We start from the raw sequence: 25,877 nt of genomic DNA, 5'->3' as shown, positions 1-25,877 counted from the left end.
GAAACAACCGCTATGGCTGAAGTACTGGTGCTCGTCGAGCACTCCGAAGGTGCAGTGAAAAAGGTCACCGCCGAGCTCATCACCGCCGCCCGCGCGCTGGGCGAGCCGTCGGCCGTCGTCGTCGGCGCCCCCGGCACCGCCGCTCCGCTGATCGACGACCTGAAGGCCGCCGGTGCGGCCAAGGTCTACGTCGCCGAGTCCGACGACGCGGCGAACTACTTGATCACCCCGTTCGTCGACGTGCTGGCGTCGCTGGTGGAAAGCGCCAGCCCGGCCGGTGTGCTGCTGGCCGCCAACGCCGACGGCAAGGAGATCGCCGGCCGGCTGGCCGCGCGGATCGGGTCGGGCGTGCTTTCCGACGTCGTCGAGGTCAAGGAGGGTGGCAAGGCCATCCACTCGATCTTCGGTGGCGCCTTCACCGTCGAGGCGCAGGCCACCGGTGACGTGCCGGTGATCACCGTGCGTCCGGGTGCCGTCGAGGCTGAGCCGGCCGCCGGTGCGGGTGAGCAGGTCACCGTCGAGGTGCCCGCACCCGCCGAGAACGCCACCAAGATCACCGCCCGCCAGGCCGCCGTGGCCGGCGACCGTCCGGAGCTCACCGAGGCCAGCGTCGTGGTCTCCGGTGGCCGTGGTGTGGGCAGCGCCGAGAAGTTCGCCCTCGTCGAGGAGCTCGCCGACTCGCTGGGCGGTGCCGTGGGCGCCTCCCGCGCCGCCGTCGACTCCGGCTACTACCCGGGCCAGTTCCAGGTGGGCCAGACCGGCAAGACCGTCTCGCCGCAGCTGTACATCGCGCTGGGCATCTCCGGGGCGATCCAGCACCGCGCCGGCATGCAGACGTCGAAGACGATCGTCGCGGTGAACAAGGACGAAGAGGCGCCGATCTTCGAGATCGCCGACTACGGCGTCGTCGGCGACCTGTTCAAGGTCACGCCGCAGCTCACCGAGGCCGTCAAGGCCCGCAAGGGCTAGCGCTACTCACGAGAAAACCCCGGGCACCTCGGTGTCCGGGGTCTTCTGTCTCTATTCGTCACCGAGCGTGCACGAACTCGTCACGTGGGCGTTGACCTCCCGCCGAACGCAGCGGCGACCGTGCAGCCATGAGCACTTCATCTGTACTCATAGCGCCGACCGAGACCACTGAACTGCACGCACCCCGCTACACCCTGTTGCTGTCTACCAACCCCGCGCTCATCGAGGCGGCCCAGCGGCTGCGTCATCAGGTGTTCACCACCGAGCCGGGCTTCGCACTGAATTCCGACGGCGACGGCCGGGACGCCGACCGGTTCGACGAGTTCTGCGATCACCTGCTGGTGCGCGAGGACACCTCCGGTGAACTCGTCGGCTGCTACCGCATGCTACCGCCGCCCGGTGCGATAGCTGCCGGAAGTCTCTACACTGCAACGGAATTCGACGTCACCGCACTGGATGCGCTGCGACCGTCACTGGTGGAGATGGGGCGCGCGGTGGTGCGCGCCGATCACCGCAACGGCGCGGTGGTACTGCTGATGTGGGCAGGCATCCTGGCCTACCTCGACCGGTGCGGCTACGACTACGTCACCGGCTGCGTATCGGTGCCGACCCATGGAGAGGGTGCACCGGGCAGCCAGCTGCGCGGGGTGCGGGACTTCGTCGTGCGCCGCCACGCGGCCGTCCCGGAGCTCACCGTGCACCCGTACCGCCCGGTGGTCATCGACGGCCGCCGCCTCGACGACATCGACCCACCGGCCCGGCCCACCATCCCGCCGCTGATGCGCGGTTACCTGCGGCTCGGAGCCAAGGTGTGCGGTGAGCCGGCCCACGATCCCGACTTCGGCGTCGGGGACTTCCCGGCGCTGCTGAACAAGCACCAGGCCGACACCCGCTACCTTGCCAGGCTGCGCTCGGTCTCGGCGGCCGCCGCGATGGCCGAGGGGCTGGCCTGATGAGCGCCGTCGAGCACGCCTGGCTGCCGAAGGCGACGTGCGACGACAGCTGTGTGCGGGCCGGCGGCGACCGGCCCGACCGGCCTGCGCTGGCCACCCTGCGCGCTGCCCGCCGTATCGCCAGCGCTCTCGTGCTGCTGCCATTGGTGCCGTTTCTAGCGGTCCCGTTGCCCGGCCGCTCACGCGTGCAGCGGCTGTACTGCCGGATGTTCCTGCGCTGCCTCGGTGTGCGAATCACCGTGTCCGGCGGCCCGATCCGTAACTTGCGCGGCGTGCTGGTGGTCAGCGGCCACATCTCCTGGGTGGACATCTTCACCATCGGTGCGGTGCTGCCGGGTGCGTTCGTCGCCCGCGCCGACCTGGTCGACTGGCCCGCCGTCGGCCTGGCGGCCCGCATCATGAAGGTCATCCCGATCGACCGCGCGAGTCTGCGCAGACTGCCGCTCGTGGTCGGTGCCGTGGCCGACCGGCTGCGGGCCGGCCAGATCGTGGTCGCGTTTCCTGAAGGCACCACCTGGTGCGGGCTGGCCTACGGACCGTTCCGTCCGGCGATGTTCCAGGCCGCGGTCGACGCTGCCCGCCCGGTGCAGCCGCTGCGGCTGACCTATCACCACCGCGACGGGCAACCCTCGACCGTGACCGCCTTCGTCGGTGACGACACACTGTGGCAGTCGCTGAGCCGCACCGTGCGGGCCCGCCTGACCGTCGTCGACGTCGAAGTGGCCTCCCTCGAGCTGCCCGGGGACGACCGCCGTGAGCTGGCCGCGCGCTGCGAGATGGCGGTGCGGGGACCGGCCATCCAGCGTTACCGTCACCAGCCGGCGCTGAGCGCCTAGCGACAATCACCCTCCAGCGTCACTGCGGGGTGACGTTTCGGCGATGAGGGCCGGTCGCTGGCCTGCCGGTATCCTGGACAGGCCATGAGCCACGGTCCGGTTTATCTCGACCACGCTGCCACCACCCCGATGCATCCCGCTGCCGTCGAGGCGATGACGGCTGCGCTGAGCATCGTCGGCAACGCCTCCTCGCTGCACACCGCCGGCCGCGGCGCCCGGCGCCGGATGGAGGAGGCACGGGAGAGACTCGCCGCGGACCTGGGCGCACGGCCGTCGGAGATCATCTTCACCGCCGGCGGCACCGAGAGCGACAACCTCGCCGTCAAGGGCATCTACTGGGTCCGGCGTGACGCAGAGCCCGGCCGGCGGCGCATCGTCACCACCGCCGTCGAGCACCACGGCGTGCTCGACGCGGTCATCTGGCTGGCCGAGCACGAGGGCGCCGAGGTGACCTATCTGCCCACCGAGCCGGACGGTTCGGTGACCGCCGCCGCGCTGCGCGAGGCGCTGCACGAGCACGACGACGTGGCCCTGGTCTCGGTCATGTGGGCCAACAACGAGGTCGGCACCATCATGCCGATCAGCGAACTGGCCGCTGTGGCGGCCGAGTTCGACGTGCCCATGCACAGCGATGCCGTACAGGCCGTCGGCCAGATTCCGGTCGGATTCGCCGGCTCCGGGCTGTCGGCGATGAGCGTGACCGCCCACAAGTTCGGCGGCCCGACCGGCGTGGGCGCGCTGCTGCTGCGCCGCGACACCGCCTGCACGCCGCTGCTGCACGGCGGCGGTCAGGAGCGCGAAGTGCGTTCGGGCACCGCCGATGTCGCCGGTGTGGTCGCCATGGCGGCCGCGGCCACCGTGGCCGTGGAGTCCCTCGACGCCACCGCCGCCCGGTTGCGCGGGTTGCGCGAGCGGCTGATCGACGGCGTGCTGGGGTCCGTCGCCGACACCCAGCTGAATGGCGCGCTCGGTGAGCGCCGCCTGCCGGGCAACACCCACTTCACCTTCCGCGGCTGCGAAGGCGACTCCCTACTGATGTTGTTGGACGCCAACGGAATCGAGTGCTCGACCGGTTCCGCCTGCACGGCCGGCGTGGCACGGCCCTCGCACGTGCTGCTGGCGATGGGGGCCGACCCGGTGGTCGCGCGCGGCTCGTTGCGGTTGTCGCTGGGGCACACCAGCACCGAGGCCGACGTCGACGCCGCGTTGCGGGTGCTGCCCGCCGCGGTCGACCGGGCTCGCCGGGCCGCGCTGGCCAGTTCGTCGCTGGGCGGTCTGCGATGAGGGTTTTGGCCGCGATGAGCGGTGGGGTGGACTCGTCGGTAGCCGCCGCGCGCATGGTCGATGCCGGCCACGAGGTGGTTGGCGTGCACCTGGCGCTGTCCAGCGCGCCCGGCGCGCTGCGCACCGGTTCGCGGGGTTGCTGTTCGCGGGAGGATGCCGGTGACGCCCGCCGGGTCGCCGATGTCCTGGGAATCCCGTTCTACGTCTGGGATTTCGCCGACCAGTTCGCCGAGGACGTGATCGACGACTTCGTGTCGTCCTACGCGCGCGGTGAAACCCCCAACCCGTGCGTGCGGTGCAACGAGACGATCAAGTTCTCCGCGCTGGCCGCCAGGGCCCTGGCGCTGGGTTTCGACGCGGTGGCCACCGGTCACTACGCCCGGCTCTCAGAGGGCCGGCTGCGCCGTGCGGTCGACCGCGACAAGGACCAGTCCTACGTGCTCGGTGTACTGACCGCCACGCAATTGCGGCACGCGGCGTTCCCGGTCGGCGACACCCCCAAGCCGCAGATCCGCGAGGAGGCCGCCCGCCGCGGCCTGCTGGTGGCCGACAAGCCCGACAGCCACGACATCTGCTTCATCCCGTCGGGTGACACCCAGGCCTTCCTCGGGGCGCGCATCGGCGTGCGGCGGGGGACGGTCGTCGACGCCGCGGGCACCGTGCTGGCCGAGCATGACGGTGTGCACGGCTTCACCATCGGCCAGCGCAAGGGCCTCGGCATCGCCGGCCCGGGACCAGACGGCTCGCCGCGCTACGTCACCGCCATCGACGCCGACTCGCGGACAGTGCGGGTGGGCGGGGCCGCCGACCTCGATGCGTGGTCGCTGATCGGTGGTCGCGCGGTGTTCACCTCCGATGTGGCGCCGGAGGGACCGATTGAGTGCGAGGTGCAGGTACGCGCCCACGGCGGCATCGCTCCTGCGGTCGCCGTGTACGCCGACGACGAACTGCGGGTGAGCCTGCGCTCGCCGCTGCGGGGTGTGGCGCCCGGCCAGACGCTGGTGCTCTACCGGCCCGACCCGGCCGGTGACGAGGTGATCGGCAGCGCGACGATCCTCAACCGCCGGGAACGGTAGTCCCGACCGCACGCGCCGGGGCGCCGCACGCGCCGTCATGACCATCACGTTAGGGCCCCGGGTGAGGCCTTGCGGCCGGGTGTCCAATACGGTTGCCCGATGAGCGTTTTCGCCGCGGCCACCGGCATCGGATCCTGGCCGGGTTCGACACCGCGGCAGGCCGCCGAGATCGTGGTCGGCGAGCTGCATCGGCTGCCACACCTGGTCGAGTTGCCGGTGCGCGGAGTCGGGGCCGACATGATCGGCCGGGCCGCGGCGCTGCTGGTCGACATCGCGCTGGACACCGTTCCCCGCGGGTATCGCATCGCCGCCCGCCCGGGTGCGGTGGTGCGACGCGCGGTCAGTCTGCTCGACGAGGACATCGATGCGCTGGAGGAGGCCTGGGAGAAGGCCGGTGGCGCGGTAAGCGGTCGCACCGTCAAGGTTCAGGCCCCCGGGCCGATCACACTGGCCGCCGGGCTCGAACTCGCCAACGGCCACCGGGCCCTCACGGACGCGGGCGCCGTGCGGGATCTGACCGCCTCGCTGGCCGAGGGGGTGGCGCTGCACCGAGCGGAGTTGGCCCGACGGCTGGGAACGACGGTGGTGGTGCAGTACGACGAGCCGACGCTGCCCGCCGCACTGGCCGGCCGACTGACCGGCGTGACGGCCCTCAGCCCGATTCATCCGGTCGACGAGGCGGCCGCCATCACGCTGCTCGACACGTGTGTCGCCGCGGCGGGCGCAGAGGTGATGGTCCACAGCTGTGCTGCCGACTTCGCGTGGAATGTGTTGCAGCGCAGCAATGTTCATGCTGTTTCTCTTGACGTCGGCGAGCTTGGTGACAGCACCCTGGACGGGTTGGGGGAGTTCCTGGACTCCGGTCGCGCCGTGGTGTTGGGACTACTGCCGACGAACGCGCCGCAGGTCCGGCCGTCGGCCGAGGAGGTTGCCGCGGCGGCGGTTGCGGTCACCGACCGAATCGGGTTCTCGCGTGCGGTCGTTGGCCGGCAGGTGGGCATCAGTCCGGTCTGCGGGCTGGCCGGCGCAACCGCCCAGTGGGCGCGCATCGCGATCGAATTGAGCCAGCGCGCCGCCGACGCGATTGCCGACGATCCCGCGGCGATCTGATCGACTTACGCCCCGGGCAGCTGTCTTCGTCAGCACCTCGTCATCGGTGACCGTCGAGCAGGTGGACCAGCCGCGCCGGCGCCTGCAGCCGAAAGGATGCGTCGATGAGTTCGCCGACCTCGTCCCAGTCGATCGCCGCGGCGTCGAAGTCGACGCCCAGCCAGCCGGACGGGCCGAGATAGGCCGGGTAGAAGAACCGGGGATCCCGCTGCAAGGCGGGGCGTTCACTGTCGTCGACCTTGACCAGCAGCGCGTGGGCGTACCGGATCATCGGGCCATCGGGATTCTTCCGACTGCCGCCATAGACCGCGAACATCTTCGGCGCGCAGAACGTCGGCCGGCCGTGCGAGATCTTCTCGACCGCCTCGGGGAAGCGCAGCGCGATGCCACGGACCCGCGCCAACAGAGGATCGTTGGCGTCGAACATCACCGGATGCGGCATACCCCCACACTGCCACCCTCAGGCGTCGGTGGCCTCGGTTAGCCTGCGAGGGTGGCCACCGACGATCCGGAAACCGATCCGATCGATCCTGACGTGCGACGGCGCTGGCAGGAACTCGCAGACGAGGTACGCGAACACCAGTTCCGCTACTACATCAAGGACGCGCCGATCGTCTCCGACGCGGACTTCGACAAGCTGTTCGACGAATTGGTCGCACTCGAGGATCGCTACCCCGAACTGCGGGTGCCGGACTCGCCGACCCAGCTGGTCGGCGGCGCCGGATTCGCCACCGAGTTCGTCGAGGCACAGCACCTCGAGCGGATGCTCAGCCTCGACGACGTGTTCAACACCGACGAACTCGAGGCCTGGTCGGCGCGGGTGGAGAACGAGGTCGGCCGCGACCCGCAGTACCTGTGCGAGTTGAAAGTCGACGGAGTCGCCATCGCGCTAGTGTACCGGGACGGCCGGCTGGAGCGGGCGGCCACCCGTGGTGACGGCCGGGTGGGTGAGGACGTCACGCTCAACGCGCGCACCATCAACGATGTACCCGAAACACTGCGCGCCTCAGCCGAATACCCGTTGCCGTCGGTGCTCGAAGTGCGCGGCGAGGTCTTCTTCATGGTCGCCGACTTCGAGAACCTCAACGCCAGCCTCGTCGAAGAGGGCAAGGCGCCGTTCGCCAATCCCCGCAACAGCGCGGCCGGGTCGCTGCGGCAGAAGAACCCTGCGGTGACCGCCCGCCGTCCGCTGCGGATGATCTGCCACGGCCTGGGCTACACCGAGGGGTTCAACCCCGCCACGCTGCACGACGCCTACTTCGCGCTCACGGCTTGGGGTTTGCCCGTCTCTGAACACACCACGCGGGTGGCCGGCCTGGCCGCAGTGCGCGAGCGGATCGACTTCTGGGGCGAGCGGCGCCACCAGGTCGAACACGAAATCGACGGTGTGGTGGTCAAAGTCGACGACTTCGCCCTGCAACGCCGCCTCGGTGCCACTTCGCGCGCACCGCGCTGGGCGGTGGCCTACAAGTACCCGCCCGAAGAGGCGCAGACCAAACTCCTCGACATCCAGGTCAACGTCGGGCGCACCGGGCGCGTCACCCCCTTCGCGATGATGACCCCGGTGCGCATCGCCGGATCGACTGTCGGCATGGCGACCCTGCACAACGCCTCGGAGGTCAAGCGTAAGGGTGTACTGATCGGCGACACCGTGATGATCCGCAAGGCCGGTGACGTCATCCCCGAGGTGCTCGGCCCGGTGGTCGACCTGCGCGACGGCAGCGAACGCGAATTCGTCATGCCCACGCACTGCCCGGAATGCGGGACCGCGCTTGCCCCCGCCAAGGAGGGCGACGTCGACATCCGCTGCCCGAACTCCCGGACCTGCCCGGCGCAGTTGCGCGAGAGGGTGTTTCACCTCGCCGGCCGCGGCGGCCTGGACATCGAGGGGCTGGGTTACGAGGCTGCGACGGCCCTGCTGGACGCCAAGATCATCGGCGACGACGGCGATCTGTTCACCCTCACCGCCGACGACCTGCTGACCTCAGAGTTCTTCCGTACCAAGGCCGGCACTCTGTCGGCCAACGGCACCCGCCTGCTGGCCAATCTGCGGCAGGCCAAGGATCGCCCGCTGTGGCGGATCCTGGTCGCGCTGTCGATCCGGCACGTCGGCCCCACCGCGGCCCGCGCGTTGGCCTCCGCGTTCGGCAGCATCGAGGCGATCATGGCCGCCTCCGAGGAGCAGCTGGCCGACGTCGAAGGTGTCGGGCCGACCATCGCCGCGGCACTGAAAGAGTGGTTCGACGTCGACTGGCATCGCGCGATCGTCGACAAGTGGCGGGCCGCCGGCGTGCGGATGGAAGACGAACGCGACACCACCGTCGCGCCTACGCTGCAAGGGCTTTCGATCGTCGTCACCGGCTCTCTGCCCGGCTTCTCCCGAGACGAGGCCAAGGAGGCCATCATTCGCCGCGGCGGCAAGGCCGCGGGATCGGTGTCGAAGAAGACGTCGTTCGTGGTGGCCGGGGACGCCCCCGGCTCGAAGTACGACAAGGCGGTCGAACTCGGCATCCCGATCCTCGACGAGGACGGCTTCCGCAATCTGCTGGAGAACGGCCCGCCGGACGCGGGCCTCACTGACGGAAGTCCGCCGGAGTAGCTCAGCGCAGGATCGTCGCCACGATGCCCGACAGGTAGCCCAGCCGGGCCACCTCCGACGGGCGGAAGAACGGGCCACCGGGCCGGCCGAGCATCACCGCGGTGTGCGGTTCGCCCAGTGGCGCGGCGGCCAGCGTCGTGTCCATGTCGCGCCACACCCGGGGCACCCAGTCCTCGCTGCCGTCGAGCGCCTTGGCGTGGGCGATCGGCAGCCACGGCGCCGTCTCCGCCTGCGTCTCGGGCGCGCCGGGGCTTCCGGCTATGCGCTGTAGCCCCGACTCGGTTCCCCGTACGACCGTGCACCAGCCCACCCGCAGCACCCGGGGCGCCTCGTCGGCGAGCACCTGCAGCTTGGCGTCGCGGCCACCGGCGGCGGCGATGTGGTCGATGAGCTCGAGTTCGCGGTGGGCTTCCAGCAGGCCGGTGTGCGGGCGGATGGTGTCAACTCGAACCCCTTCGAGCCGCTCGGCGGCGGTGATCACCATGTCGGGCATCGTGCCGGCCGGCAGCTCGACGACGAGGTCGTCGATGGCGTATCCCGATCCGCGCTCGACGACGTCGAGCGACAGGATGTCCGCGCCGACCGAGCCGAGGGCCACGGCGAGCGACCCGAGGCTACCGGGCCGGTCCTCGAGCTGAACCCGCAGCAGATAGGAAGGCACCGGCACACTTTTTCACAGTCGCGGTGTCCGGGCATGTCAGCCTTCTGCGCCCAGACCGCAATTGTTCGCGGTTGCACCCACGATTTGTGCGCAACACCTGCGGTCTCGGCGCGGTCGGGTGCCATCTAGGCTTGTGCACCGTGTCCCAGATTTCCCGTGACGAGGTCGCCCGGCTGGCCAAGCTGGCCCGGCTCGCCCTGACCGACCACGAACTCGACGGCTTCGCCGGCCAACTCGACGCCATCCTGGGGTACGTCAGCAAGATCCAGGCCGTCGACGTCACCGACGTCGCACCGACCGGCAACCCGCTCAAGGCTGTCAACGTCAGCCGGCCTGACGTCGTCGAGCACTGCCTCACCCAGGCCGAGGCGCTGGCCGAGGCGCCCGCCGCGATCGACGGCCGCTTCGCCGTGCCGCAGATCCTGGGGGAGGCGGAGTGGTGATGAGCCACTCGGGCGAAGAACATCGGGCAGCGAGCGACGTGATCCGGCTCGATGCCGCCACGCTGGGCGCCAGGATCGCGGCCAAGGAGTTGTCCTCGGTCGAGGTGACCCGGGCGTGCCTGGACCAGATCGCCGCCACCGACCAGCGCTACCACGCCTTCCTGCACGTCGCCGCCGACGAGGCGCTGGCCACCGCGGCGTCGGTCGACGCGGCCGTCGCCGCCGGCGACCAGCTGCCGTCCCCGCTGGCCGGGGTGCCGCTGGCGCTGAAGGACGTGTTCACCACGACCGACATGCCGACCACCTGCGGTTCGAAGATTCTCGAGGGCTGGATGTCGCCGTACGACGCGACGGTGACCGCGCGGGTGCGCGCGGCCGGCATCCCGATCCTGGGCAAGACCAACATGGACGAGTTCGCGATGGGCAGCTCGACAGAGAATTCCGCCTACGGCCCGACCCGCAACCCGTGGGACACCGACCGGGTGCCCGGCGGCTCCGGCGGGGGCAGCGCCGCCGCGCTGGCCGCCTACCAGGCACCGCTGGCACTGGGCTCCGACACCGGCGGGTCCATCCGCCAGCCCGCCGCGCTGACCGCGACCGTCGGGGTCAAACCGACCTACGGCACGGTGTCGCGCTACGGGCTGATCGCCTGCGCGTCCTCGCTGGACCAGGGCGGACCCTGCGCGCGCACCGTTCTGGACACCGCTCTGCTGCACGCGGTGATCGCCGGGCACGACCCCCGCGACTCGACCTCGGTGGAGGCCGCGATCCCCGACGTCGTCGCCGCCGCGCGGGCCGGCGCCGCCGGTGACCTCAACGGCGTACGGATCGGTGTGGTCAAGCAGCTGCGCACCGGCGAGGGCTACCAGCCGGGTGTGCTGGCATCCTTCAACACTGCCGTCGACCAGCTGGCCGCCCTCGGCGCCGAGATCAGCGAGGTGGACTGCCCGCACCTGGACTACTCGCTGTCCGCGTACTACCTGATCCTGCCGTCGGAGGTGTCCAGCAACCTGGCCCGCTTCGATGCCATGCGCTACGGGCTGCGGGTGGGCGACGACGGTACCCGCAGCGCCGAAGAGGTGATGGCGCTGACCCGCGCGGCCGGATTCGGCCCGGAAGTCAAGCGCCGCATCATGATTGGCACCTATGCGTTGTCCGCGGGCTATTACGACGCCTACTACAACCAGGCGCAGAAGGTCCGGACACTGATTGCCGGCGACCTCGACAACGCCTACCGGGGAGTCGACGTCCTGGTGTCGCCGGCGACTCCGACGACCGCGTTCCGCATCGGCGAGAAGGTCGACGACCCGCTGGCGATGTACCTGTTCGACCTGTGCACGCTGCCGCTGAACCTGGCCGGGCACTGCGGCATGTCGGTGCCGTCGGGCCTGTCGCCGGACGACAACCTGCCGGTTGGACTGCAGATCATGGCCCCGGCTTTGGCCGATGACCGGCTCTACCGGGTCGGTGCGGCCTACGAGAGTGTCCGCGGTCCGCTGCCAACGGCGATCTGACGGGGCAGGATAGGCCCATGCGCATCGGAGTTCTCACTGGCGGCGGTGACTGTCCTGGCCTCAACGCCGTCATCCGGGCGGTCGTGCGGACCTGCGACGCCCGCTACGGGTCGTCGGTGGTCGGCTTCCTCGACGGGTGGCGCGGCCTGCTGGAGGACCGGCGGATTCAGCTGCACAACGACGATCGCAACAACCGGCTGCTGGCCAAGGGCGGCACGATGCTGGGCACCGCCCGGACCAACCCCGACAAGCTGCGCGCCGGTCTGGACGACATCAAGCAGACCCTCGAGGACAACGGCATCGACGTGCTGATCCCGATCGGCGGCGAGGGCACGCTGACCGCGGCGCATTGGCTCTCCGAGGAGGGTGTGCCGGTCGTCGGCGTGCCGAAGACGATCGACAACGACATCGACTGCACCGACGTCACGTTCGGGCACGACACCGCACTGCAGATCGCCACCGACGCCATCGACCGGCTGCACAGCACAGCCGAGTCGCACCAGCGGGTGATGGTGGTCGAGGTCATGGGCCGGCACGCCGGCTGGATCGCGTTGAACGCCGGGCTGTCCTCTGGGGCGCACATGACGTTGATCCCCGAGCAGCCCTTCGACGTCGAAGAGGTGTGCCGGCTGGTCAAGAAGCGCTTCCAGCGCGGCGAGTCGAGCTTCATCATCGTGATCGCCGAGGGGGCCAAGCCCCTGGAGGGCTCGATGCAGCTGCGCGAGGGCGGCACCGACGAGTTCGGCCACGAACGGTTCACCGGGGTCGGCCAGCAGCTGGCCTTCGAGGTGGAGAAGCGGATCAAGAAGGAAGTCCGGGTCACCGTCCTCGGCCACGTCCAGCGCGGCGGCACCCCGACCGCCTACGACCGGGTGTTGGCCACCCGGTTCGGCGTCAACGCCGCCGACGCCGCCCATGCCGGCGAATACGGGATGATGGTCTCGTTGCGTGGGCAGGACATCGGCCGGGTGCCGCTGGCCGACGCGGTGCGACAGCTCAAGCTCGTGCCGCAGAGTCGTTACGACGACGCGGCCGCCTTCTTCGGCTGAGTTTCCTTTGCGCGAGCAGTCACAAAAGTCCCTACCTGACGGCGTGTCGGGGGACGTATGCGTCTGCTCGCGGGATGAACCGGGGCCACTAGGATCGGTGTCATGACGATCGCTGCGAACGCCGAACTGCTGGACTACGACGACGTCGTGGCCCGGTTCGATCCGGTGCTCGGTCTGGAGGTGCACGTCGAGCTGTCGACGGCCACCAAGATGTTCTGCGCCTGCTCCACGACCTTCGGCGCCGAGCCCAACACCCAGGTCTGCCCGGTGTGCCTGGGCCTGCCCGGCGCGCTGCCGGTGCTCAACGAGGCCGCCGTGAAGTCGGCCATCCGCATCGGCCTGGCTTTGAACTGCGAGATCGCCTCGTGGTGCCGCTTCGCGCGGAAGAACTACTTCTACCCCGACCAGCCGAAGAACTACCAGATCTCGCAGTACGACGAGCCGATCGCCTTCAACGGGCATCTCGACGTCCCGCTCGACGACGGCAGCACCTTCCGGATCGGCATCGAGCGCGCCCACATGGAGGAGGACACCGGCAAGCTCACCCACGTCGGCAGCGACACCGGCCGCATCCACGGCGCGACCACCTCGCTGCTGGACGTCAACCGCGCCGGGGTGCCGCTGATCGAGATCGTCACCAAGCCCATCGAGGGCGCCGGGGCTCGCGCGCCGGAGGTGGCCCGCGCCTATGTGACCGCGCTGCGAGACATGTTGCGGGCGTTGGATGTCTCCGATGTCCGGATGGACCAGGGCTCGCTGCGCTGCGACGCCAACGTGTCGCTGCGGCCGATCGGCCAGGCCGAGTTCGGCACCCGCACCGAGACCAAGAACGTCAACTCACTCAAGAGCGTCGAGGTGGCCGTCCGCTACGAAATGCGCCGCCAGGCAGCGCTTCTCGCCGCCGGCGGCAGGATCCACCAGGAGACGCGACACTTTCACGAGGACGGCTACACCTCGCCGGGCCGCGACAAGGAGACCGCCGAGGACTACCGCTACTTCCCGGAGCCCGACCTCGAGCCGGTGGCGCCCAGCGCGGAGCTGGTCGACCGGTTGCGTGGCACCATCCCTGAGCTTCCGTGGTTGTCGCGCAAGCGGATTCAGCAGGAGTGGGGCGTCTCCGACGAGGTGATGCGCGATCTGGTCAACGCGGGTGCGGTCGATCTGGTGGCCGCGACCGTCGAGCACGGGGCCTCCAGTGAGGCCGCTCGGGCCTGGTGGGGCAACTTCCTGGTGCAGAAGGCCAACGAGTCCGGCCTCGAACTCGACGCGGTGGGAATCAGCCCCGCCCAGGTGGCCAAGGTGGTGGCGCTGGTCGACGAGGGCAAGCTGTCGAACAAGCTGGCGCGTCAGGTGGTCGAAGGGGTGCTCGCCGGCGAGGGCGAGCCCGAACAGGTGATGGCCGGCCGCGGGCTGGCGCTGGTGCGCGACGACTCACTGATTCAGGCCGCCGTCGACGAGGCGCTGGCCGCCAACCCCGATGTCGCCGAGAAGATCCGCGGCGGCAAGGTGCAGGCCGCGGGTGCGATCGTGGGTGCGGTGATGAAGGCCACGAAGGGCCAGGCGGACGCGGCGCGGGTGCGTGAGCTAGTCATGGCCGCTTGCGGCCAGGCCGATTAGCCGGAGTATGGCCGCTTGCGGCCAGGCCGATTAGCCGGAGTATGGCCGCTTGCGGCCAGAGTTAGGCCGGTAGAGCGTTCAGCCTGCTTCGTTGGATGCACCACCGCTCGTGCACGCGCCGACATCGCGACGCCGACAGCGGATCGGGCCAGTCGTGGCGATCGAGCACTTCGGCCGCACCGGTGAAATCGTGACCGCGGATCTCGTCGGTGGTGACGACGACGGTCGCCAGGCCCGCCGACCGCGCGGTGTGGAACCCGGTCATCGAGTGTTCGACCGCCAGGACGTTGGCCGCCCCGACCCCCAGCTCGCACAGCACCCGGTGGTATGCCTCGGGGTCCGGCTTGGGCCGTAGGACGTCGTCGCCGGCGATCAACACCTCGACGACCCCGTCACCGATCAGTTCGCGGACCAGCGGCTCGATGCGGTCCCGTGAGCCGGCTGCGGTGACCGCGACGCGGATGTCGGCGCAGGGCAGGCTCCAGATCAGATCGCGGAACATGTGAGCGTCGCGTTCGGTGGCTCCCCGCGGCGCGTCGAAGTCGAAGATGACCGCCTCGAGAACCGGCACGTCGGCGTGCGCGCACCAGGCCCGATCCCACCAGAAGGACCGACTCCGGGGAAGAGTGTCCACTCGCGTTGCGGCCACGCGCGAAGTATGAACCCGCGCGAGCAGGTCCTACATCCCCCGATCAGGGGAGGCTGGGGCGGCTCCCTCACCCGCCCCAACCCCCGGGTATCGGCAGAGGACCGGCACCTGAGACGGATGGTGTTGCAGCCGTGGTCATTACGCGTTCTCGACATGTGTCGAGTCCGATGCCGGCCGGGGCACCCGTCGGGGGAGAATCTGCGGAATAAGCGGTGACGGTGGTCCGGCCCGCCGCTACGGTGAACGCATGACGGTGCGGGTGGTGCTCGTCGACGACCACGAGATGGTCATCGAGGGCCTCAAGGCGATGCTCGCGCCGTTCAGTGAACGCGTCGCGGTGGTCGGTGAAGCGGTGGGCGCCGACAAGGCCATGACGGTGATCGCCGAGTTGCATCCCGACATCGTGCTCTGTGACGTCCGGATGCAGGGTGCCAGCGGGCTTGACCTGTGCCGGGAGATCCGCCGCCGCGACCCCGCGCTGAAGGTGATCTTGCTGTCGGTCTACGACGACGAGCAGTACCTGTTCCAGGCGATGCGGGTGGGTGCCTCCGGATACCTGCTCAAAGGCATCAGCAGCGACGAGCTGGTCCGCCAGCTCGAGGGCGTGCACGCCGGTTCGACGGCCATCGACGCAGGCCTGGCGGCCCGCGCAGCCGAGACGGCGGCGCGCCTGCAGAGCGACCAGTTCTGGCCTGGCGCACGCCACGGCCTGACCCAGCGGGAAAGCGAGATCCTGTCGCTGGTGGTGACCGGGCTGTCCAATCGCGGGATCGCCTCCAAGCTGGTGATCGGCGAGGAGACCGTCAAGACTCATCTGAGTTCGATCTACCGCAAGCTCGGCGTCAGTGATCGCACCAGTGCGGCCGCAACGGCCTTGCGGGAAGGCATCTTTCGATGAGCAGCGGGGTGAGCCCCCACGCGGTCCACGGGTTGGTCGACGCCGACCGGGAGGTGGCGCTGCTGCTCGACATCATCGCGGCCACCTCATCGGGGCCCGGGGTGGAGCCGATGGCGGCGGCGGTGGCGCAGATGATCACCGCGGCCACGACATCGGACGTGTGCTTCGTCCACGTGCTCGACGACACCGATCGCTCGCTGACACTTGCCGGCGCCACCCCGCCGTTCGACGAGCAGGTCGGCCTGGTCCGCCTGCCGCTGGGTTCGGGGGTGTCCGGCTGGGTGGCCAGCCATCGCGAGCCGGTAGTGATCGTCAGCGACAAGGAGGCCGACCCGCGCTACGTCCCCATTGCGGCCTTGCGCGGCAAGGACTTCACGTCGATGGCGTCGGTCCCGATGGAGACCGAGCCCGGCGGGCTGGTGGGAGTGCTCAACGTGCACACCGTCGAGCGTCGCGACTTCACCCCGCGCGACATCGAGCTGTTGCTGGTGATCGGCCGGCTCATCGCCGGCGCGCTGCACCAGGCGCGGTTGCACCGCCAGCTGAGTGCGCGGGAACGCGCCCACGAGGACTTCGCCGAACAGGTGATCGCCGCGCAGGAAAGCGAGCGCCGCCGGCTGGCGGGTGACATTCACGACGGGATCTCCCAGCGCCTGGTCGGATTGACCTACCGCCTCGATGCCGCGGCGCGGGCCGTCGACGACGGCGACCAGCCGGCCGCGGCCGAACAGCTGGAAAAGGCAAGGGATCTGGTGGACCTCACGCTGGCGGAGGCGCGTTCGGCGATCAGCGGGCTGCGCCCGCCCGTCCTCGACGACCTCGGGCTGGCCGGGGGACTGGCGAGTCTGGCCGCCTCGATCCCGGAGGTCGACCTCGAGTTGGACCTCGCCGACGAGCGGCTGCCCGAGCATGTGGAAGTGGCGCTGTATCGCATTGCGCAGGAATGCTTTCAGAACGTCGTCAAACACTCCCGGGCCCTGGTCGCCGCCGTCACCTTCACGGTGACCGACGGCGTCGCCCGGCTGGAGGTCGTCGACAACGGGGTGGGCTTCGACACCGTGCCGGGTGCCCCGTCCGGCGGCTACGGCATGCTGTCGATGGCCGAGCGGGCGGAGCTCGTCGGCGGGACGCTGAAAGTCAGGTCGCGCCCGGGAGCCGGCACCACCGTCACGGTGACGATTCCGCTGGAGAACTGAGGGTGAGGCGGGCAGCAAGCATGCCGCTGGTTGCAGCGGCTGGTGTGACGAGTGTGGGCGCGCTCAGCGGCGCAGAGTCTCCGAAGGCGCTTCGCCCCAACGTTTCCGGTACTCGACGGCGAAGCTGCCGAGGTGGTGGAAGCCCCACCGCTCGGCCACCTGCGTCACCGTGACACCGTCGGCCGGGATGGCGTCGGTGAGTTCCTCGTGCACCCGCTCGAGCCGGCGCTCACGCACATAGGTCATCGGGGTCATGCCGAGTTCCGCTCGGAAGCCCTGCTGGATCGAGCGCACGCTCATGTGCACCGCCTTGGCCACGGCCTCCATGGTGATGCGTTCGGCGAGGTGTTCATCGATGTAGTTCATCGCGTTCTGCACCACGGCTCGGCGTTGGTCTGGCTGGGCCGGTGCGAGGAGGTCCGAGTAGTAGTTGGACGGCTGCAGGTGCAGCAGGCTGCTGACCACGAACTCCTCCACGGCGCCGATACCCTGCCCGCGCTGTACAAGTCGGCCTACGCACTGGACACCGCGTGGCGCACGCACATGCCGCCCAACGCCACCCTGGTCCGCAACATCGCGCAGGCCTGCGAGACGCTGCAGTCGATTCCGCGTTACTTCTACGCCCTGTTCGCCATTGACCTGACGAACAAGAACTACGCCAAGTCCTCGATGTACGACGAGGCCGTCCGCCGCTTCGCGCCGTATGTGGGCACCAGCTACCAGAAGGGCGTGGTGCTCTCCAACAAGCCGGTCGAGGTCTACGCGATCTTCGGCGGGCAGTGGCCCCACTCGAGCTTCATGGTGCCCGGCGGCGTCATGTGCGCTCCGACGCTGTCCGACGTCACCCGCTCGATCGCCATCCTCGAGCATTGGAAGGACAACTGGCTCGAGGCAGAGTGGCTGGGCTGCAGCATCGACCGCTGGCTGGAGAACAAGACCTGGGAAGACGTGCTGGCCTGGGTCGACGAAAACGAGTCGCACCACAACAGCGACTGCGGCTTCTTCATCCGCTACTGCCTGGACATCGGTTTGGACAAGTACGGCCAAGGGGTGGGCAACTACATCTCCACCGGCACCTACTTCGACCCGACGCTCTACGAGAACCCCACGATCGACGGGCGCAATGCGGCCCTGATCGGCCGCGGCGGGGTGTACGCCCAGGGCCAGTGGTACGAGTTCGACCAGGCCAACGTCCGCGAGGACACCAGCCACTCCTTCTATCAGGGCAGCAAGCCCCTGCACCCGTTCGACGGCGAGACCATCCCGATCGACCCCGAGGAGGGCAGGAAGCAGGGCAAGTACAGCTGGGCCAAGTCGCCCCGCTACGCCGTCGGCGACCTGGGCACCATCCCGCTGGAAGCCGGACCGCTGGCCCGCCGGATAGCCGCCGGCGGCCCCGACGCCGCACCGCACCAGGACAACGACCCCCTGTTCGTCGACATCCTCAGCACGATCGGGCCGAGCGTGCTGACCCGTCAGCTGGCCCGCATGCACGAGGGCCCGAAGTACTACAAGTGGGTCAAGTCGTGGCTGGACCAGCTCGACCTCAAGGAGAGCTTCTACACCAAGCCCACCGAGTACGCCGAGGGCAAGGGCTTCGGCTCCACCGAGGCGGCCCGCGGCGCGCTGGCTGACTGGATCGTCATCGAGGACAGCAAGATCAAGAACTACCAGGTGGTCACGCCGACGGCGTGGAACATCGGGCCGCGTGACGGCAACGATGTGCTGGGTCCGATTGAGAAGGCATTGGTCGGTTCGCCGATCGTCGATCCGGAGGATCCGGTCGAACTGGGCCATGTGGCGCGCAGCTTCGACTCCTGCCTGGTGTGCACCGTGCACGCCTACGACGGCAGGAGCGGCACGGAGCTGTCGAAGTTCGTCATCAACGGAATGGTGTGATCCCGGCGGTCGGCTCACCCGAATCCCGCAGCGACCCAGGCGGTTCGGATAGCCAACCCCCTCCTCTGGATATCGAACCGCCTGGGTGTGCGGTTCTGGTGGTCGGTTGCGGCAACCTGCTGCGCGGTGACGACGGTGTGGGTCCCGTTCTGGTTCGTCATCTCTGGGAGCGTGGTGTGCCCACCGGTGCCCGGCTCGTCGACGGCGGCACCGCGGGCATGGATGTCGCGTTCCAGATGCGCGGTGCCGAGCGGGTCGTGATCATCGACGCGTCGGCCACCGGCGCGGCGCCGGGCACCATGTACCGGGTTCCCGGCGAAGAACTCGAAGACCTGCCTCCGTTGCAGGGTCTGCACACCCACTCGTTCCGGTGGGACCACGCGATCGCGTTCGCGCGCTGGGCCCTCGGCGAGGCCTGCCCGACCGACATCACGGTGTTCCTCATCGAGGCCGCGGGTGTGGAGCTGGGTGCCGATCTGTCCGAACCGGTGCAGGCCGCGATGGAGCAGGTCATCGACCTCGTTGAGCGTGACTACCTGGCCGCGTTGCGCCCGCAGACCGGCACCGACCTGACAGTGGAGTTCACCGCCGACGGGTACGTCCGCCTCGAGGCCGCCCTGGCCGCGGGCCGGTTTCCCTCGGACGCGGTGGCGGCGGTGGTCCGCGACGACGACCTGTGGCTGATCCCGCTGCGCGGCCCGCGCAGCGGTGGGCTGCTGCTCAAACAACGCAATCCGGCCGGCGACCGGGCCACCCTGGTTCGCGACGTGCTGGCGGACCGTATCCCCGCGGGCGTTCGCGTGAGGCATTCTGGGACGATGAACACCAAGCGCTGCGGATTCCCCTGGGTCGGCGCTAGCGGTCCCGGGTTGTGATCGCGATGTGCCAGGACCACGCCGCCGAGCGCGACATCCGTGGACCCATCCACGGCTGAAGGAAGGATGTCTTGACCGCCGTATCCGCCGATACCGATCTCGTGGTGCGCCCCCAGCCGCTGGGTGCGTTTCCGCTGCCGCTGGGCTACCTGCTGATACCGGCCTCACCGGAGACCGAGGACGCCCGGGTGGCGCTGCTGGCCGGGCAGGTGCCGCAGTGGCCCGAGGCGTTGCGGGCCCACGAACTGGCGCTGGCCGGCGACCGCGACGGCGCGCTGGCCGCGCTGACCGGAGACGGCGCGGTGAGCCGCTACAACCGGTTCGTCATAGATCCGGATTCCGCCGATGTCGACGAATTGCGTTCAGCGCTAGGGGAATTCGGTGTTCTAGTCGACGTGGTGCGGTTTGCGCTCGGCCGTACCGACGTGCCGCCGCAACTGGGCTCGGCTACCGAGGAACTGGCGGCGATGGTTCTGTCGACCCAGGCCAGTAAGGCGTTCAACGAGGGCGCCGAGGCGCTGGCCACCTCGCTGCTCGACCAGGCGGTCGACGCGGCCGAAGGCGTGTCCAAGCCGCTGTGCGGTGTGCTGCTCGGCGCGGCGGCCTCGATAGCCGCGTACGGCGGAAAACCCGATGCCTATCGACGCTTCGAGACCGCGCTCAAGGCCCTCGAGGGCGCCGACGGTCTGCGGGTGGCCCGCGCGGAGCTGCACCTGAACCTGGCCGGGTTGTTGCACGAGCAGGCCCAGGATCGGCCCGAGTTACTCAATGCAGCCGTACCGCACTACCATTCGGCCCTTCAGCTGGTGCTGCGCGAGGAGGCTCCGCTGTTGTGGGCGTCGGCGCACGCCAATCTGGCCACCGCGTATCTGACGATGCCCATGACGGAAGCCTCGGGTCAACTGCGCCTCGGTGTGGCCGCCCAATCGCTGCGATCGGCGCTGAAGGTCTACACCCGCGAGGACTACCCCGAGGAGTGGGCCAGCGTTCAACTGAACCTGGCCAATTCGCTGGTGTACACCCCGTCGAATCATCAGGGCGACAACCTCGTCGAGGCCGTCGAACTCTACGAGGCGGTGCTCGAGGCCCGCGACCGGGACACCGACCCGCTGGGCCGCGCAAGGGTGCTGGCCAACCAGGGCAATGTCCTGGCGCACCTGGGCGCATTCGATCAGGCGAAGGCCAAGCTCTTCGAGGCCCGGTTCATCTTCGAGGAGTTCGTCGACCACGATTCGATGCGCACCGTGCGCGGCGTGCTCGACGAGATCGCCCGGCACACCACCCTGAACCGAACCGAAGACCCCGAGCGGGATCGAGCCCACGATGTCGACGACGACTGAACGGCCAGTTGCCGAGCCCACTTTCGAGGAGCTGCCCAACGAACCCACCCCGACGTTGATCCCGCTGGAGTCGCTGCGGATCGTCAGCGCATGAGCCGATACACCGTCCGGCACAACATCAGCGGTGTGGGGACGCGCCCGGACGTCGCGCCCGACGTCGACCTCACCGACGGCTGGTCACCGGCGCTCTGGCTGGGGGCGCCGGCACCCGGCGGTTTGGCCCTTCCGCCGGCCAAGCCCTCGATGGCATGGATGTACTCCCCGCGCGGGGTTTTCGTCGGTGAGCACGAGCTCGTGGTGGCCGACTCCGGCAACCACCGGGTGCTGATATGGCACGAGACGCCCTGCTGCGACGAGCAGCCCGCAGATGTGGTGCTGGGCCAGCCCGACGGCGAGACCGAGGGCCGCGCCGCGGGTGGGCGGGGGCCCGAGCGTGGCATGAACCTGCCCACCGGAGCGCTGGTGCACGACGGCAGGCTGATCATCGCCGACGCCTGGCACCACCGAATCCTGGTGTGGAACAGCGTGCCTCAGCGCAACGACGTCGCACCCGATGTGATACTCGGCCAGCCCGACGCGTCGTCGGTGCAGGCGAACCGCGGCGGGGAGTGCTCGGCCTCCACGCTCTACTGGCCGTTCGGGATAGCGGTCATCGGATCCACGTTCTGGGTGACCGACACCGGGAACCGCCGGGTTCTCGGTTGGCGCAACGGGATACCCGAGCCCGGCCAGCCTGCCGATATCGTGCTCGGCCAGCCGGATGCGAGCGCGCGCGAGGAGAACCGCGGCGCAGACGCCGGCCCGGCAAGCTTCCGCTGGCCGCACGACATCACCGGACACGACGACCTGCTGCTCATCGTCGACGCCGGCGACCACCGCGTGCTGGGCTGGTCTCCCCCTCCGCAGGCCGATCGCGACGCCGACATGGTGCTGGGCCAAGCGGATTTCACCACCGCTGACGAATGGCCCTACGGCCCGCACACCAACGACCGGTTGCGGTTCCCGTATGCGGCATGCCTCGATTCTGGGAGGTTGGCCGTCGCCGACACCGCCAACAACCGGGTGCTCCTGTGGGACGGTGTTCCCACCGACGGTCGCGGCGCCGATCACGTGCTGGCTCAGCCCGGCTTCGGCTCCAACGGCGAGAACCGCTGGACCGCCGTGCAGCGCGACACCCTGTGCTGGCCGTACGGGCTGTCCTTGCGGGCCGACACGCTGGCGGTCGCCGATTCGGGCAACAACCGGGTGATGGTCTGGCGGCGGCGATGAGCGTGGGTAGCCCATGAGACCCCGGATCGTTCAGAGCGACGGCCAGATCGGCTTCTACTGGGCTTCGTCTTCCGGGGCCCCGACCTCGTTGCAGGCTTTGGTGGGCGACGACGAGCCTGATCGGTTGGTGGCAACTCATCTGGAAGCTCTCGACGACGCGCTCATCATCGCGGCCAAGAGGTTCGGGGAGGTGCTCGGCGGTGGCCGGCCGCCGGCGGATGCCGCCGAGCGCGACGACCTGGTGGAGTTGCACCGCACCCTGGACCGGTTGTGCTTCGAATATGCTGCCGCTTTGGAGAAGACCGGTCTGAGCGCCGACCTTCGGGCCGGCAAGATCATCGGCACCGCCGTGCTGTTCTCCATTCGCGCGCGCCAACCCCTGGGTCTGCTCGGGCCCGCGCCGTTCGACGGTGAACTCGACGACCCCACGATCGGGGTGATCGGCGGATTCGGAGAGTTCCACCAGATCGACCCGGACAAGCCGTGGAAGGGCGGCCGCTGGGTGGTGCGAACCGAAGCGGGACAACGCTTTCCGTTGACGTTGTCGATGCTGTTGTTCGACAGCTCGGGAGTCAACAAGGACGCCGCCCGCAAGGAACATCGCGACGCACTGCAGGCGGTGGTGTCCTCGGCGCGAGCGGCCGACGCCGACCCGTTGGCGGTGACGTGCGCGGTGGACTGGCTGCTCTACGACTGGCTGATGGCACACCGGGAGGATCCCGACAGCGCGGAGATCGTCTTCCCAAAGGGTCACGAAGGCGATGCGGCACTGGTGGTGTCGGCGACCGCGGCTTCGGTGACCGCGCGGGCCTCGTTCGATCCCGGTCTGGCGGGCCTGATCGCATGACGGCTCTGCCGGTGGATCCTGCTGACGAACGCGAGTGCTCAGGTGTTGTCGGCGTTGCTGCGCGGGAAGCCGCCGCCCTGCGGGAACAGCGGGAAGACCACGTCATCGAGCTTCTCGGCATCGCCGGCCGTGCGGTTGATCGTTGCACCCCAGATGTTTCCGTCCGGTGACACCTGCAGGGGCCAAGCATGGCCGTGAGTGTCCTGACGCACGACCTCCGGCTCGCCGGTGACCGCGCCGGTGCCCTGCGCCAGTCGCACCGCCACAGTTTGCTTCGTGTCGACCAGGTTCACCAGAATCGTGCCGTCCAAGGCCGCGCACCCGGCCACGCCGGGCCGGTTCGGCCACGTCCACACCGTGGTCGCCTTGGCATCCGGGCCGATGCGCTGCAGGCGGTCTCCGGCGGGGGTGCGGTCGGTGATGTAGAGCGACTTGTCGGTCGGGTCGATGCACATGCCGCCGCCAGAGCCCATCCCGGACAGCGCGGTGGTCGGCGGGGCCTGGTTGACCGTCGTTGGTTGCTCGATGCGAATCACCTTGCCCGCCAACGAGTTCGGATCAGCGGCCAGAGCGGGGTTGCCGGCGTCGCCAGTCTGCACCACCAGCGTGGTCGGGCTGGTGAAGATCAAGGAACCGGTGTTGCCGGTGGCGCCCTTGGGGATGCCGGCCAGGATCTCCTTGGGAATGTCGCCGTCGGCCACCCGGATCACCCGATTGTCGGTCGGGGTGCTGATGTAGGCGTACATCAGCCGGTCCTGCGAGTAGGTGGGGGACTGGACGATGTCCAGCAGTCCGCCGTCACCACTGGGGTCGACCGGGATGACGGTCTTGACCTTCGGCTCGGCGCTGACCGACACCTCCTTCACCGCGCCTGTCGTGCGCTCGGCCACCAGTGCGGTCTTGCTGTCCGGACCCATGATCAGACCGCTGACGCTGTCCAGGCAGCCCTGCATCACGCCGGGCGCCGGGCAGGCCTTCGGGAACGGCTTGGGCGGCAGCGGCGGGGAGGCGGGGCGTCGAGGACGGGCCCGGGGCCAGTTCAGGCTCGGTGGTGAACGGCTGCGAAATGGAGTTGTTGAACTTCGCACAGCCCGCGGAAGACCCTGCAACCAGCGCAGCAGCGCACAGCAAAGCCAGCACCCCACGGACCGGCCGGTGCACTCGCATGCCCGCCAGGTTACGGATACAGCCCCGATGTTCGCCACGACGGCGTGTCGTTGCCGCCGCCCGGGTGCCCGACGCAGGGAATTTTGGCCGGTAGAAGTGCCGCTCAAATCCCCGATTTGTGCCGAGTTGCCCCTACGCTGACTTTCGTGACGAGTCAAGGCCCCGATTCACGCTGGCAGCGACCCGACGACTCCTCGGATCTACCGGCGTCGGCCCGGCTGGTCGACCCGGAAGACGATCTCCCGTCGTCCACATATGGCGGGGACTTCGAGACCACCAAGATCCCGCCCTACAACTCCGGATTCGGCAGTTCAGCCCCCGCACCGTCAACCGGCTACGGGCTGCTGCACGACCCCGAGCCGCTGCCGTATGTGCAGCCGCACGCCGAACCGGCCTCGATCACTGCCGCAGGTCCGACGGAGATCGGGCCCGTCGGCGCCGAAGAACGCGCCAAGGCCGCCGGCCGCCGCGGCACCCAGGACCTGGGACTGCTGCTGCTGCGGGTGATCATCGGTGTGCTGTTCATCGCCCACGGCCTGCAGAAGGCGTTCGGCTGGTGGGGTGGTCAGGGCATCGACGGATTCAAAACGGCACTGGCCGACGCCGGCTACCAGCACGCCGGCGTGCTCACCTACGTCGGGGCCGGTGCCCAGATCGTCGTCGGCGTGCTGCTCGTGCTTGGCCTGTTCACCCCGATCGCGGCCGCCGGTGCGGTGGCATATCTGGTCAACAGCCTGCTGACGGTGATCTCCGCTCAGCGCCACGACGGCTACCTGTCGGTGTTCGGCGCCGATGGCATGGAGTACCTGGTGGTGCTCATCGCGGCGGCGGCCTCGATCATCCTGGTCGGCCCTGGCCGCTACGGGTTCGATGCCGGCCGTGGGTGGGCCCGCAGGCCGTTCATCGGATCCTTCATCGCGCTGGTGCTCGGCATCGGAGCCGGCGTGGCTGCGTGGGTGTTCCTGCACGGCAACAACCCGCTGTCCTGACGACTCACTCGTAAGGGTTGGGCACCCGTCCGCCGCTGGCCGCGGTCAGCAGCGGCAGCGTCGCGAACGTCACCGCGGGGAGCAGCAGTTCGGACCCGTCGCGCAGCTTGGCCCGAGCCCAGGCACTCTTGGCGAACTGCAGTCCCTTGATCTCGTCCCATCGCACTGTGCGGGTACCCAGCACGGTGCGGGCGGTGACGGTGTCTCGATCCGCCACCGTGCGCAGCCGCACGATCGCCACCGACAACAGGACCGGGATCGCTAGCAGCGTCACGCCCCACGTCGGGAACGCCGGCACCAGAGCCAGTAGGCCCAGCGCCACGAAACCGGCGGCGAAGTGCGCCATCGGCGACATCCTGATCACCACGGGCGCAGATGTGGCCGAGGACGGGGCGGGGACGAAACCGGAAGGCATGACAGCATCATCCCATCACCGGCCACCGGACCGGGATTTGACGTCTGACCAGTGCAGAGGCTACCGTCGCCCTATGAAGTTCGGTGGACTGCTCGTAGTAATTGGCCAGCGCGTTGGTGCCGCGCTTGCCCCGAGCCGGGCATAGCCACTCGCACCAGCGCGCAACCCTCGTACAGCCGCCGACGCTGACGGGGGTTTTTTCTTGCCCTGAGGAAACGACAC

At 69.3% G+C, this 25,877-nt stretch carries 23 protein-coding genes and 2 pseudogenes; 19 read left to right on the top strand and 6 right to left on the bottom strand.

All coding sequences use genetic code 11. The features are described from left to right. The first annotated feature begins 12 nt into the window (after positions 1-12). From K9U37_RS17620 to K9U37_RS17595, 6 genes are all read left to right on the top strand, one after another. Positions 13-969 (top strand): electron transfer flavoprotein subunit alpha/FixB family protein, encoded by a 957-nt coding sequence (locus K9U37_RS17620; protein WP_243072791.1) that lies wholly within the window; start codon positions 13-15, stop codon positions 967-969. Positions 970-1,097: 128 nt separating this feature from the next. Further along, the gene (locus K9U37_RS17615) at positions 1,098-1,922 is read left to right on the top strand and encodes a GNAT family N-acetyltransferase (RefSeq protein WP_243072790.1); all 825 of its coding nucleotides are present in this window, start codon (positions 1,098-1,100) and stop codon (positions 1,920-1,922) included. Then, the gene (locus tag K9U37_RS17610; protein WP_243072789.1) at positions 1,922-2,758 is read left to right on the top strand and encodes a lysophospholipid acyltransferase family protein; all 837 of its coding nucleotides are present in this window, start codon (positions 1,922-1,924) and stop codon (positions 2,756-2,758) included. Before K9U37_RS17615 ends, K9U37_RS17610 begins: the two co-directional genes overlap by 1 nt. A gap of 84 nt (positions 2,759-2,842) precedes the next feature. After that, positions 2,843-4,042, top strand: a complete 1,200-nt coding sequence (locus K9U37_RS17605; protein WP_243072788.1) for a cysteine desulfurase family protein — start codon at positions 2,843-2,845, stop codon at positions 4,040-4,042. After that, entirely contained in the window at positions 4,039-5,118 is a 1,080-nt protein-coding gene (gene mnmA / locus K9U37_RS17600; protein WP_243072787.1) for a tRNA 2-thiouridine(34) synthase MnmA, read from the top strand. Before K9U37_RS17605 ends, mnmA begins: the two co-directional genes overlap by 4 nt. Before the next feature lie 99 nt (positions 5,119-5,217). Next, positions 5,218-6,228 carry a uroporphyrinogen decarboxylase/cobalamine-independent methonine synthase family protein gene (locus tag K9U37_RS17595; protein WP_243072786.1) on the top strand — a complete coding sequence of 337 codons (1,011 nt, stop codon included), beginning with the start codon at positions 5,218-5,220 and terminating at the stop codon, positions 6,226-6,228. A gap of 40 nt (positions 6,229-6,268) precedes the next feature. Here the strand turns inward: K9U37_RS17595 and K9U37_RS17590 are convergent, their stop codons facing one another. Next, a complete protein-coding gene (locus tag K9U37_RS17590) occupies positions 6,269-6,670 on the bottom strand; it encodes an MmcQ/YjbR family DNA-binding protein (protein WP_243072785.1) in 402 nt (133 codons plus the stop codon). Positions 6,671-6,721: 51 nt separating this feature from the next. Between K9U37_RS17590 and ligA the strand changes: the two genes are divergently transcribed. Then, on the top strand, positions 6,722-8,827 hold the full coding sequence (ligA, locus tag K9U37_RS17585) for an NAD-dependent DNA ligase LigA (RefSeq protein ID WP_243072784.1): 2,106 nt from the start codon (positions 6,722-6,724) through the stop codon (positions 8,825-8,827). 1 nt (position 8,828) lies between these two features. On the opposite strand, the gene K9U37_RS17580 is transcribed toward ligA, so the two are convergent. After that, positions 8,829-9,488, bottom strand: a complete 660-nt coding sequence (locus tag K9U37_RS17580; RefSeq protein WP_243072783.1) for an ACT domain-containing protein — start codon at positions 9,486-9,488, stop codon at positions 8,829-8,831. A 140-nt stretch (positions 9,489-9,628) separates the two neighbouring features. Between K9U37_RS17580 and gatC the strand changes: the two genes are divergently transcribed. From gatC to gatB, 4 genes are all read left to right on the top strand, one after another. Beyond that, a complete protein-coding gene (gatC, locus tag K9U37_RS17575; RefSeq protein ID WP_243072782.1) occupies positions 9,629-9,931 on the top strand; it encodes an Asp-tRNA(Asn)/Glu-tRNA(Gln) amidotransferase subunit GatC in 303 nt (100 codons plus the stop codon). Beyond that, positions 9,931-11,445, top strand: a complete 1,515-nt coding sequence (gatA, locus tag K9U37_RS17570) for an Asp-tRNA(Asn)/Glu-tRNA(Gln) amidotransferase subunit GatA (RefSeq protein WP_243072781.1) — start codon at positions 9,931-9,933, stop codon at positions 11,443-11,445. The genes gatC and gatA overlap by 1 nt, the downstream gene beginning before the upstream one ends. Positions 11,446-11,462: 17 nt before the next feature. After that, positions 11,463-12,494, top strand: a complete 1,032-nt coding sequence (locus K9U37_RS17565; protein ID WP_243072780.1) for an ATP-dependent 6-phosphofructokinase — start codon at positions 11,463-11,465, stop codon at positions 12,492-12,494. A gap of 102 nt (positions 12,495-12,596) precedes the next feature. After that, a complete protein-coding gene (gene gatB, locus K9U37_RS17560) occupies positions 12,597-14,111 on the top strand; it encodes an Asp-tRNA(Asn)/Glu-tRNA(Gln) amidotransferase subunit GatB (protein WP_243072779.1) in 1,515 nt (504 codons plus the stop codon). 61 nt (positions 14,112-14,172) lie between these two features. On the opposite strand, the gene K9U37_RS17555 is transcribed toward gatB, so the two are convergent. After that, the gene (locus K9U37_RS17555; protein ID WP_243072778.1) at positions 14,173-14,760 is read right to left on the bottom strand and encodes an HAD family hydrolase; all 588 of its coding nucleotides are present in this window, start codon (positions 14,758-14,760) and stop codon (positions 14,173-14,175) included. A gap of 247 nt (positions 14,761-15,007) precedes the next feature. Between K9U37_RS17555 and K9U37_RS17550 the strand changes: the two genes are divergently transcribed. Then, positions 15,008-15,658 (top strand): response regulator, encoded by a 651-nt coding sequence (locus K9U37_RS17550; RefSeq protein ID WP_243072777.1) that lies wholly within the window; start codon positions 15,008-15,010, stop codon positions 15,656-15,658. Beyond that, a complete protein-coding gene (locus K9U37_RS17545; protein ID WP_243072776.1) occupies positions 15,655-16,854 on the top strand; it encodes a GAF domain-containing sensor histidine kinase in 1,200 nt (399 codons plus the stop codon). The genes K9U37_RS17550 and K9U37_RS17545 overlap by 4 nt, the downstream gene beginning before the upstream one ends. Positions 16,855-16,917: 63 nt before the next feature. Here the strand turns inward: K9U37_RS17545 and K9U37_RS19905 are convergent, their stop codons facing one another. Next, a complete protein-coding gene (locus K9U37_RS19905) occupies positions 16,918-17,319 on the bottom strand; it encodes a helix-turn-helix transcriptional regulator (protein ID WP_243072775.1) in 402 nt (133 codons plus the stop codon). Here K9U37_RS19905 and K9U37_RS17535 point away from each other — a divergent pair. The 5 genes and pseudogenes from K9U37_RS17535 to K9U37_RS17515 all read left to right on the top strand — a co-directional run bounded on the left by K9U37_RS17535 (position 17,299) and on the right by K9U37_RS17515 (position 23,084). Further along, positions 17,299-18,753, top strand: coding sequence for a nickel-dependent hydrogenase large subunit (locus tag K9U37_RS17535; protein ID WP_243072774.1), 1,455 nt, complete (start codon positions 17,299-17,301; stop codon positions 18,751-18,753). The genes K9U37_RS19905 and K9U37_RS17535 overlap by 21 nt on opposite strands. Further along, positions 18,750-19,612: pseudogene (locus K9U37_RS17530) on the top strand (hydrogenase maturation protease). The gene K9U37_RS17535 and the pseudogene K9U37_RS17530 overlap by 4 nt, the downstream one beginning before the upstream one ends. Positions 19,613-19,699: 87 nt before the next feature. After that, a complete protein-coding gene (locus K9U37_RS17525) occupies positions 19,700-20,968 on the top strand; it encodes a tetratricopeptide repeat protein (protein ID WP_243072773.1) in 1,269 nt (422 codons plus the stop codon). A gap of 90 nt (positions 20,969-21,058) precedes the next feature. Next, positions 21,059-22,237 carry an NHL repeat-containing protein gene (locus K9U37_RS17520; RefSeq protein WP_243072772.1) on the top strand — a complete coding sequence of 393 codons (1,179 nt, stop codon included), beginning with the start codon at positions 21,059-21,061 and terminating at the stop codon, positions 22,235-22,237. Between the two features lie 13 nt (positions 22,238-22,250). Then, complete coding sequence (locus K9U37_RS17515; RefSeq protein WP_243072771.1) at positions 22,251-23,084, top strand: hypothetical protein; 834 nt, start codon at positions 22,251-22,253, stop codon at positions 23,082-23,084. A 38-nt stretch (positions 23,085-23,122) separates the two neighbouring features. On the opposite strand, the pseudogene K9U37_RS17510 reads toward K9U37_RS17515, so the two are convergent. Then, a pseudogene (locus K9U37_RS17510) lies at positions 23,123-24,251 on the bottom strand (PQQ-dependent sugar dehydrogenase). Between the two features lie 146 nt (positions 24,252-24,397). Here K9U37_RS17510 and K9U37_RS17505 point away from each other — a divergent pair. Continuing rightward, entirely contained in the window at positions 24,398-25,240 is an 843-nt protein-coding gene (locus tag K9U37_RS17505) for a DoxX family protein (protein ID WP_243072770.1), read from the top strand. Between the two features lie 4 nt (positions 25,241-25,244). On the opposite strand, the gene K9U37_RS17500 is transcribed toward K9U37_RS17505, so the two are convergent. Further along, a complete protein-coding gene (locus K9U37_RS17500; protein WP_243072769.1) occupies positions 25,245-25,655 on the bottom strand; it encodes a PH domain-containing protein in 411 nt (136 codons plus the stop codon). Positions 25,656-25,877: the final 222 nt, after the last annotated feature.

The organism is Candidatus Mycolicibacterium alkanivorans (genome assembly GCF_022760805.1).
GTDB classification, from domain to species: domain Bacteria; phylum Actinomycetota; class Actinomycetes; order Mycobacteriales; family Mycobacteriaceae; genus Mycobacterium; species Mycobacterium alkanivorans.
Note: the sequence above shows the minus strand (reverse complement) of the source record. Positions and strands in the feature narration are given on the sequence as shown.

Excerpts from the sequence above, each read along its gene's own strand:
- K9U37_RS17620 (WP_243072791.1), top strand. The coding sequence starts at position 13 with ATGGCTGAAGTACTGGTGCTCGTCGAGCACTCCGAAGGTGCAGTGAAA.
- K9U37_RS17615 (WP_243072790.1), top strand. The coding sequence starts at position 1,098 with ATGAGCACTTCATCTGTACTCATAGCGCCGACCGAGACCACTGAACTG.
- K9U37_RS17610 (WP_243072789.1), top strand. The coding sequence starts at position 1,922 with ATGAGCGCCGTCGAGCACGCCTGGCTGCCGAAGGCGACGTGCGACGAC.
- K9U37_RS17605 (WP_243072788.1), top strand. The coding sequence starts at position 2,843 with ATGAGCCACGGTCCGGTTTATCTCGACCACGCTGCCACCACCCCGATG.
- mnmA (WP_243072787.1), top strand. The coding sequence starts at position 4,039 with ATGAGGGTTTTGGCCGCGATGAGCGGTGGGGTGGACTCGTCGGTAGCC.
- K9U37_RS17595 (WP_243072786.1), top strand. The coding sequence starts at position 5,218 with ATGAGCGTTTTCGCCGCGGCCACCGGCATCGGATCCTGGCCGGGTTCG.
- K9U37_RS17590 (WP_243072785.1), bottom strand. The coding sequence starts at position 6,670 with ATGCCGCATCCGGTGATGTTCGACGCCAACGATCCTCTGTTGGCGCGG.
- gatA (WP_243072781.1), top strand. The coding sequence starts at position 9,931 with ATGAGCCACTCGGGCGAAGAACATCGGGCAGCGAGCGACGTGATCCGG.
- K9U37_RS17565 (WP_243072780.1), top strand. The coding sequence starts at position 11,463 with ATGCGCATCGGAGTTCTCACTGGCGGCGGTGACTGTCCTGGCCTCAAC.
- gatB (WP_243072779.1), top strand. The coding sequence starts at position 12,597 with ATGACGATCGCTGCGAACGCCGAACTGCTGGACTACGACGACGTCGTG.
- K9U37_RS17550 (WP_243072777.1), top strand. The coding sequence starts at position 15,008 with ATGACGGTGCGGGTGGTGCTCGTCGACGACCACGAGATGGTCATCGAG.
- K9U37_RS17545 (WP_243072776.1), top strand. The coding sequence starts at position 15,655 with ATGAGCAGCGGGGTGAGCCCCCACGCGGTCCACGGGTTGGTCGACGCC.
- K9U37_RS17520 (WP_243072772.1), top strand. The coding sequence starts at position 21,059 with ATGAGCCGATACACCGTCCGGCACAACATCAGCGGTGTGGGGACGCGC.
- K9U37_RS17515 (WP_243072771.1), top strand. The coding sequence starts at position 22,251 with ATGAGACCCCGGATCGTTCAGAGCGACGGCCAGATCGGCTTCTACTGG.
- K9U37_RS17500 (WP_243072769.1), bottom strand. The coding sequence starts at position 25,655 with ATGCCTTCCGGTTTCGTCCCCGCCCCGTCCTCGGCCACATCTGCGCCC.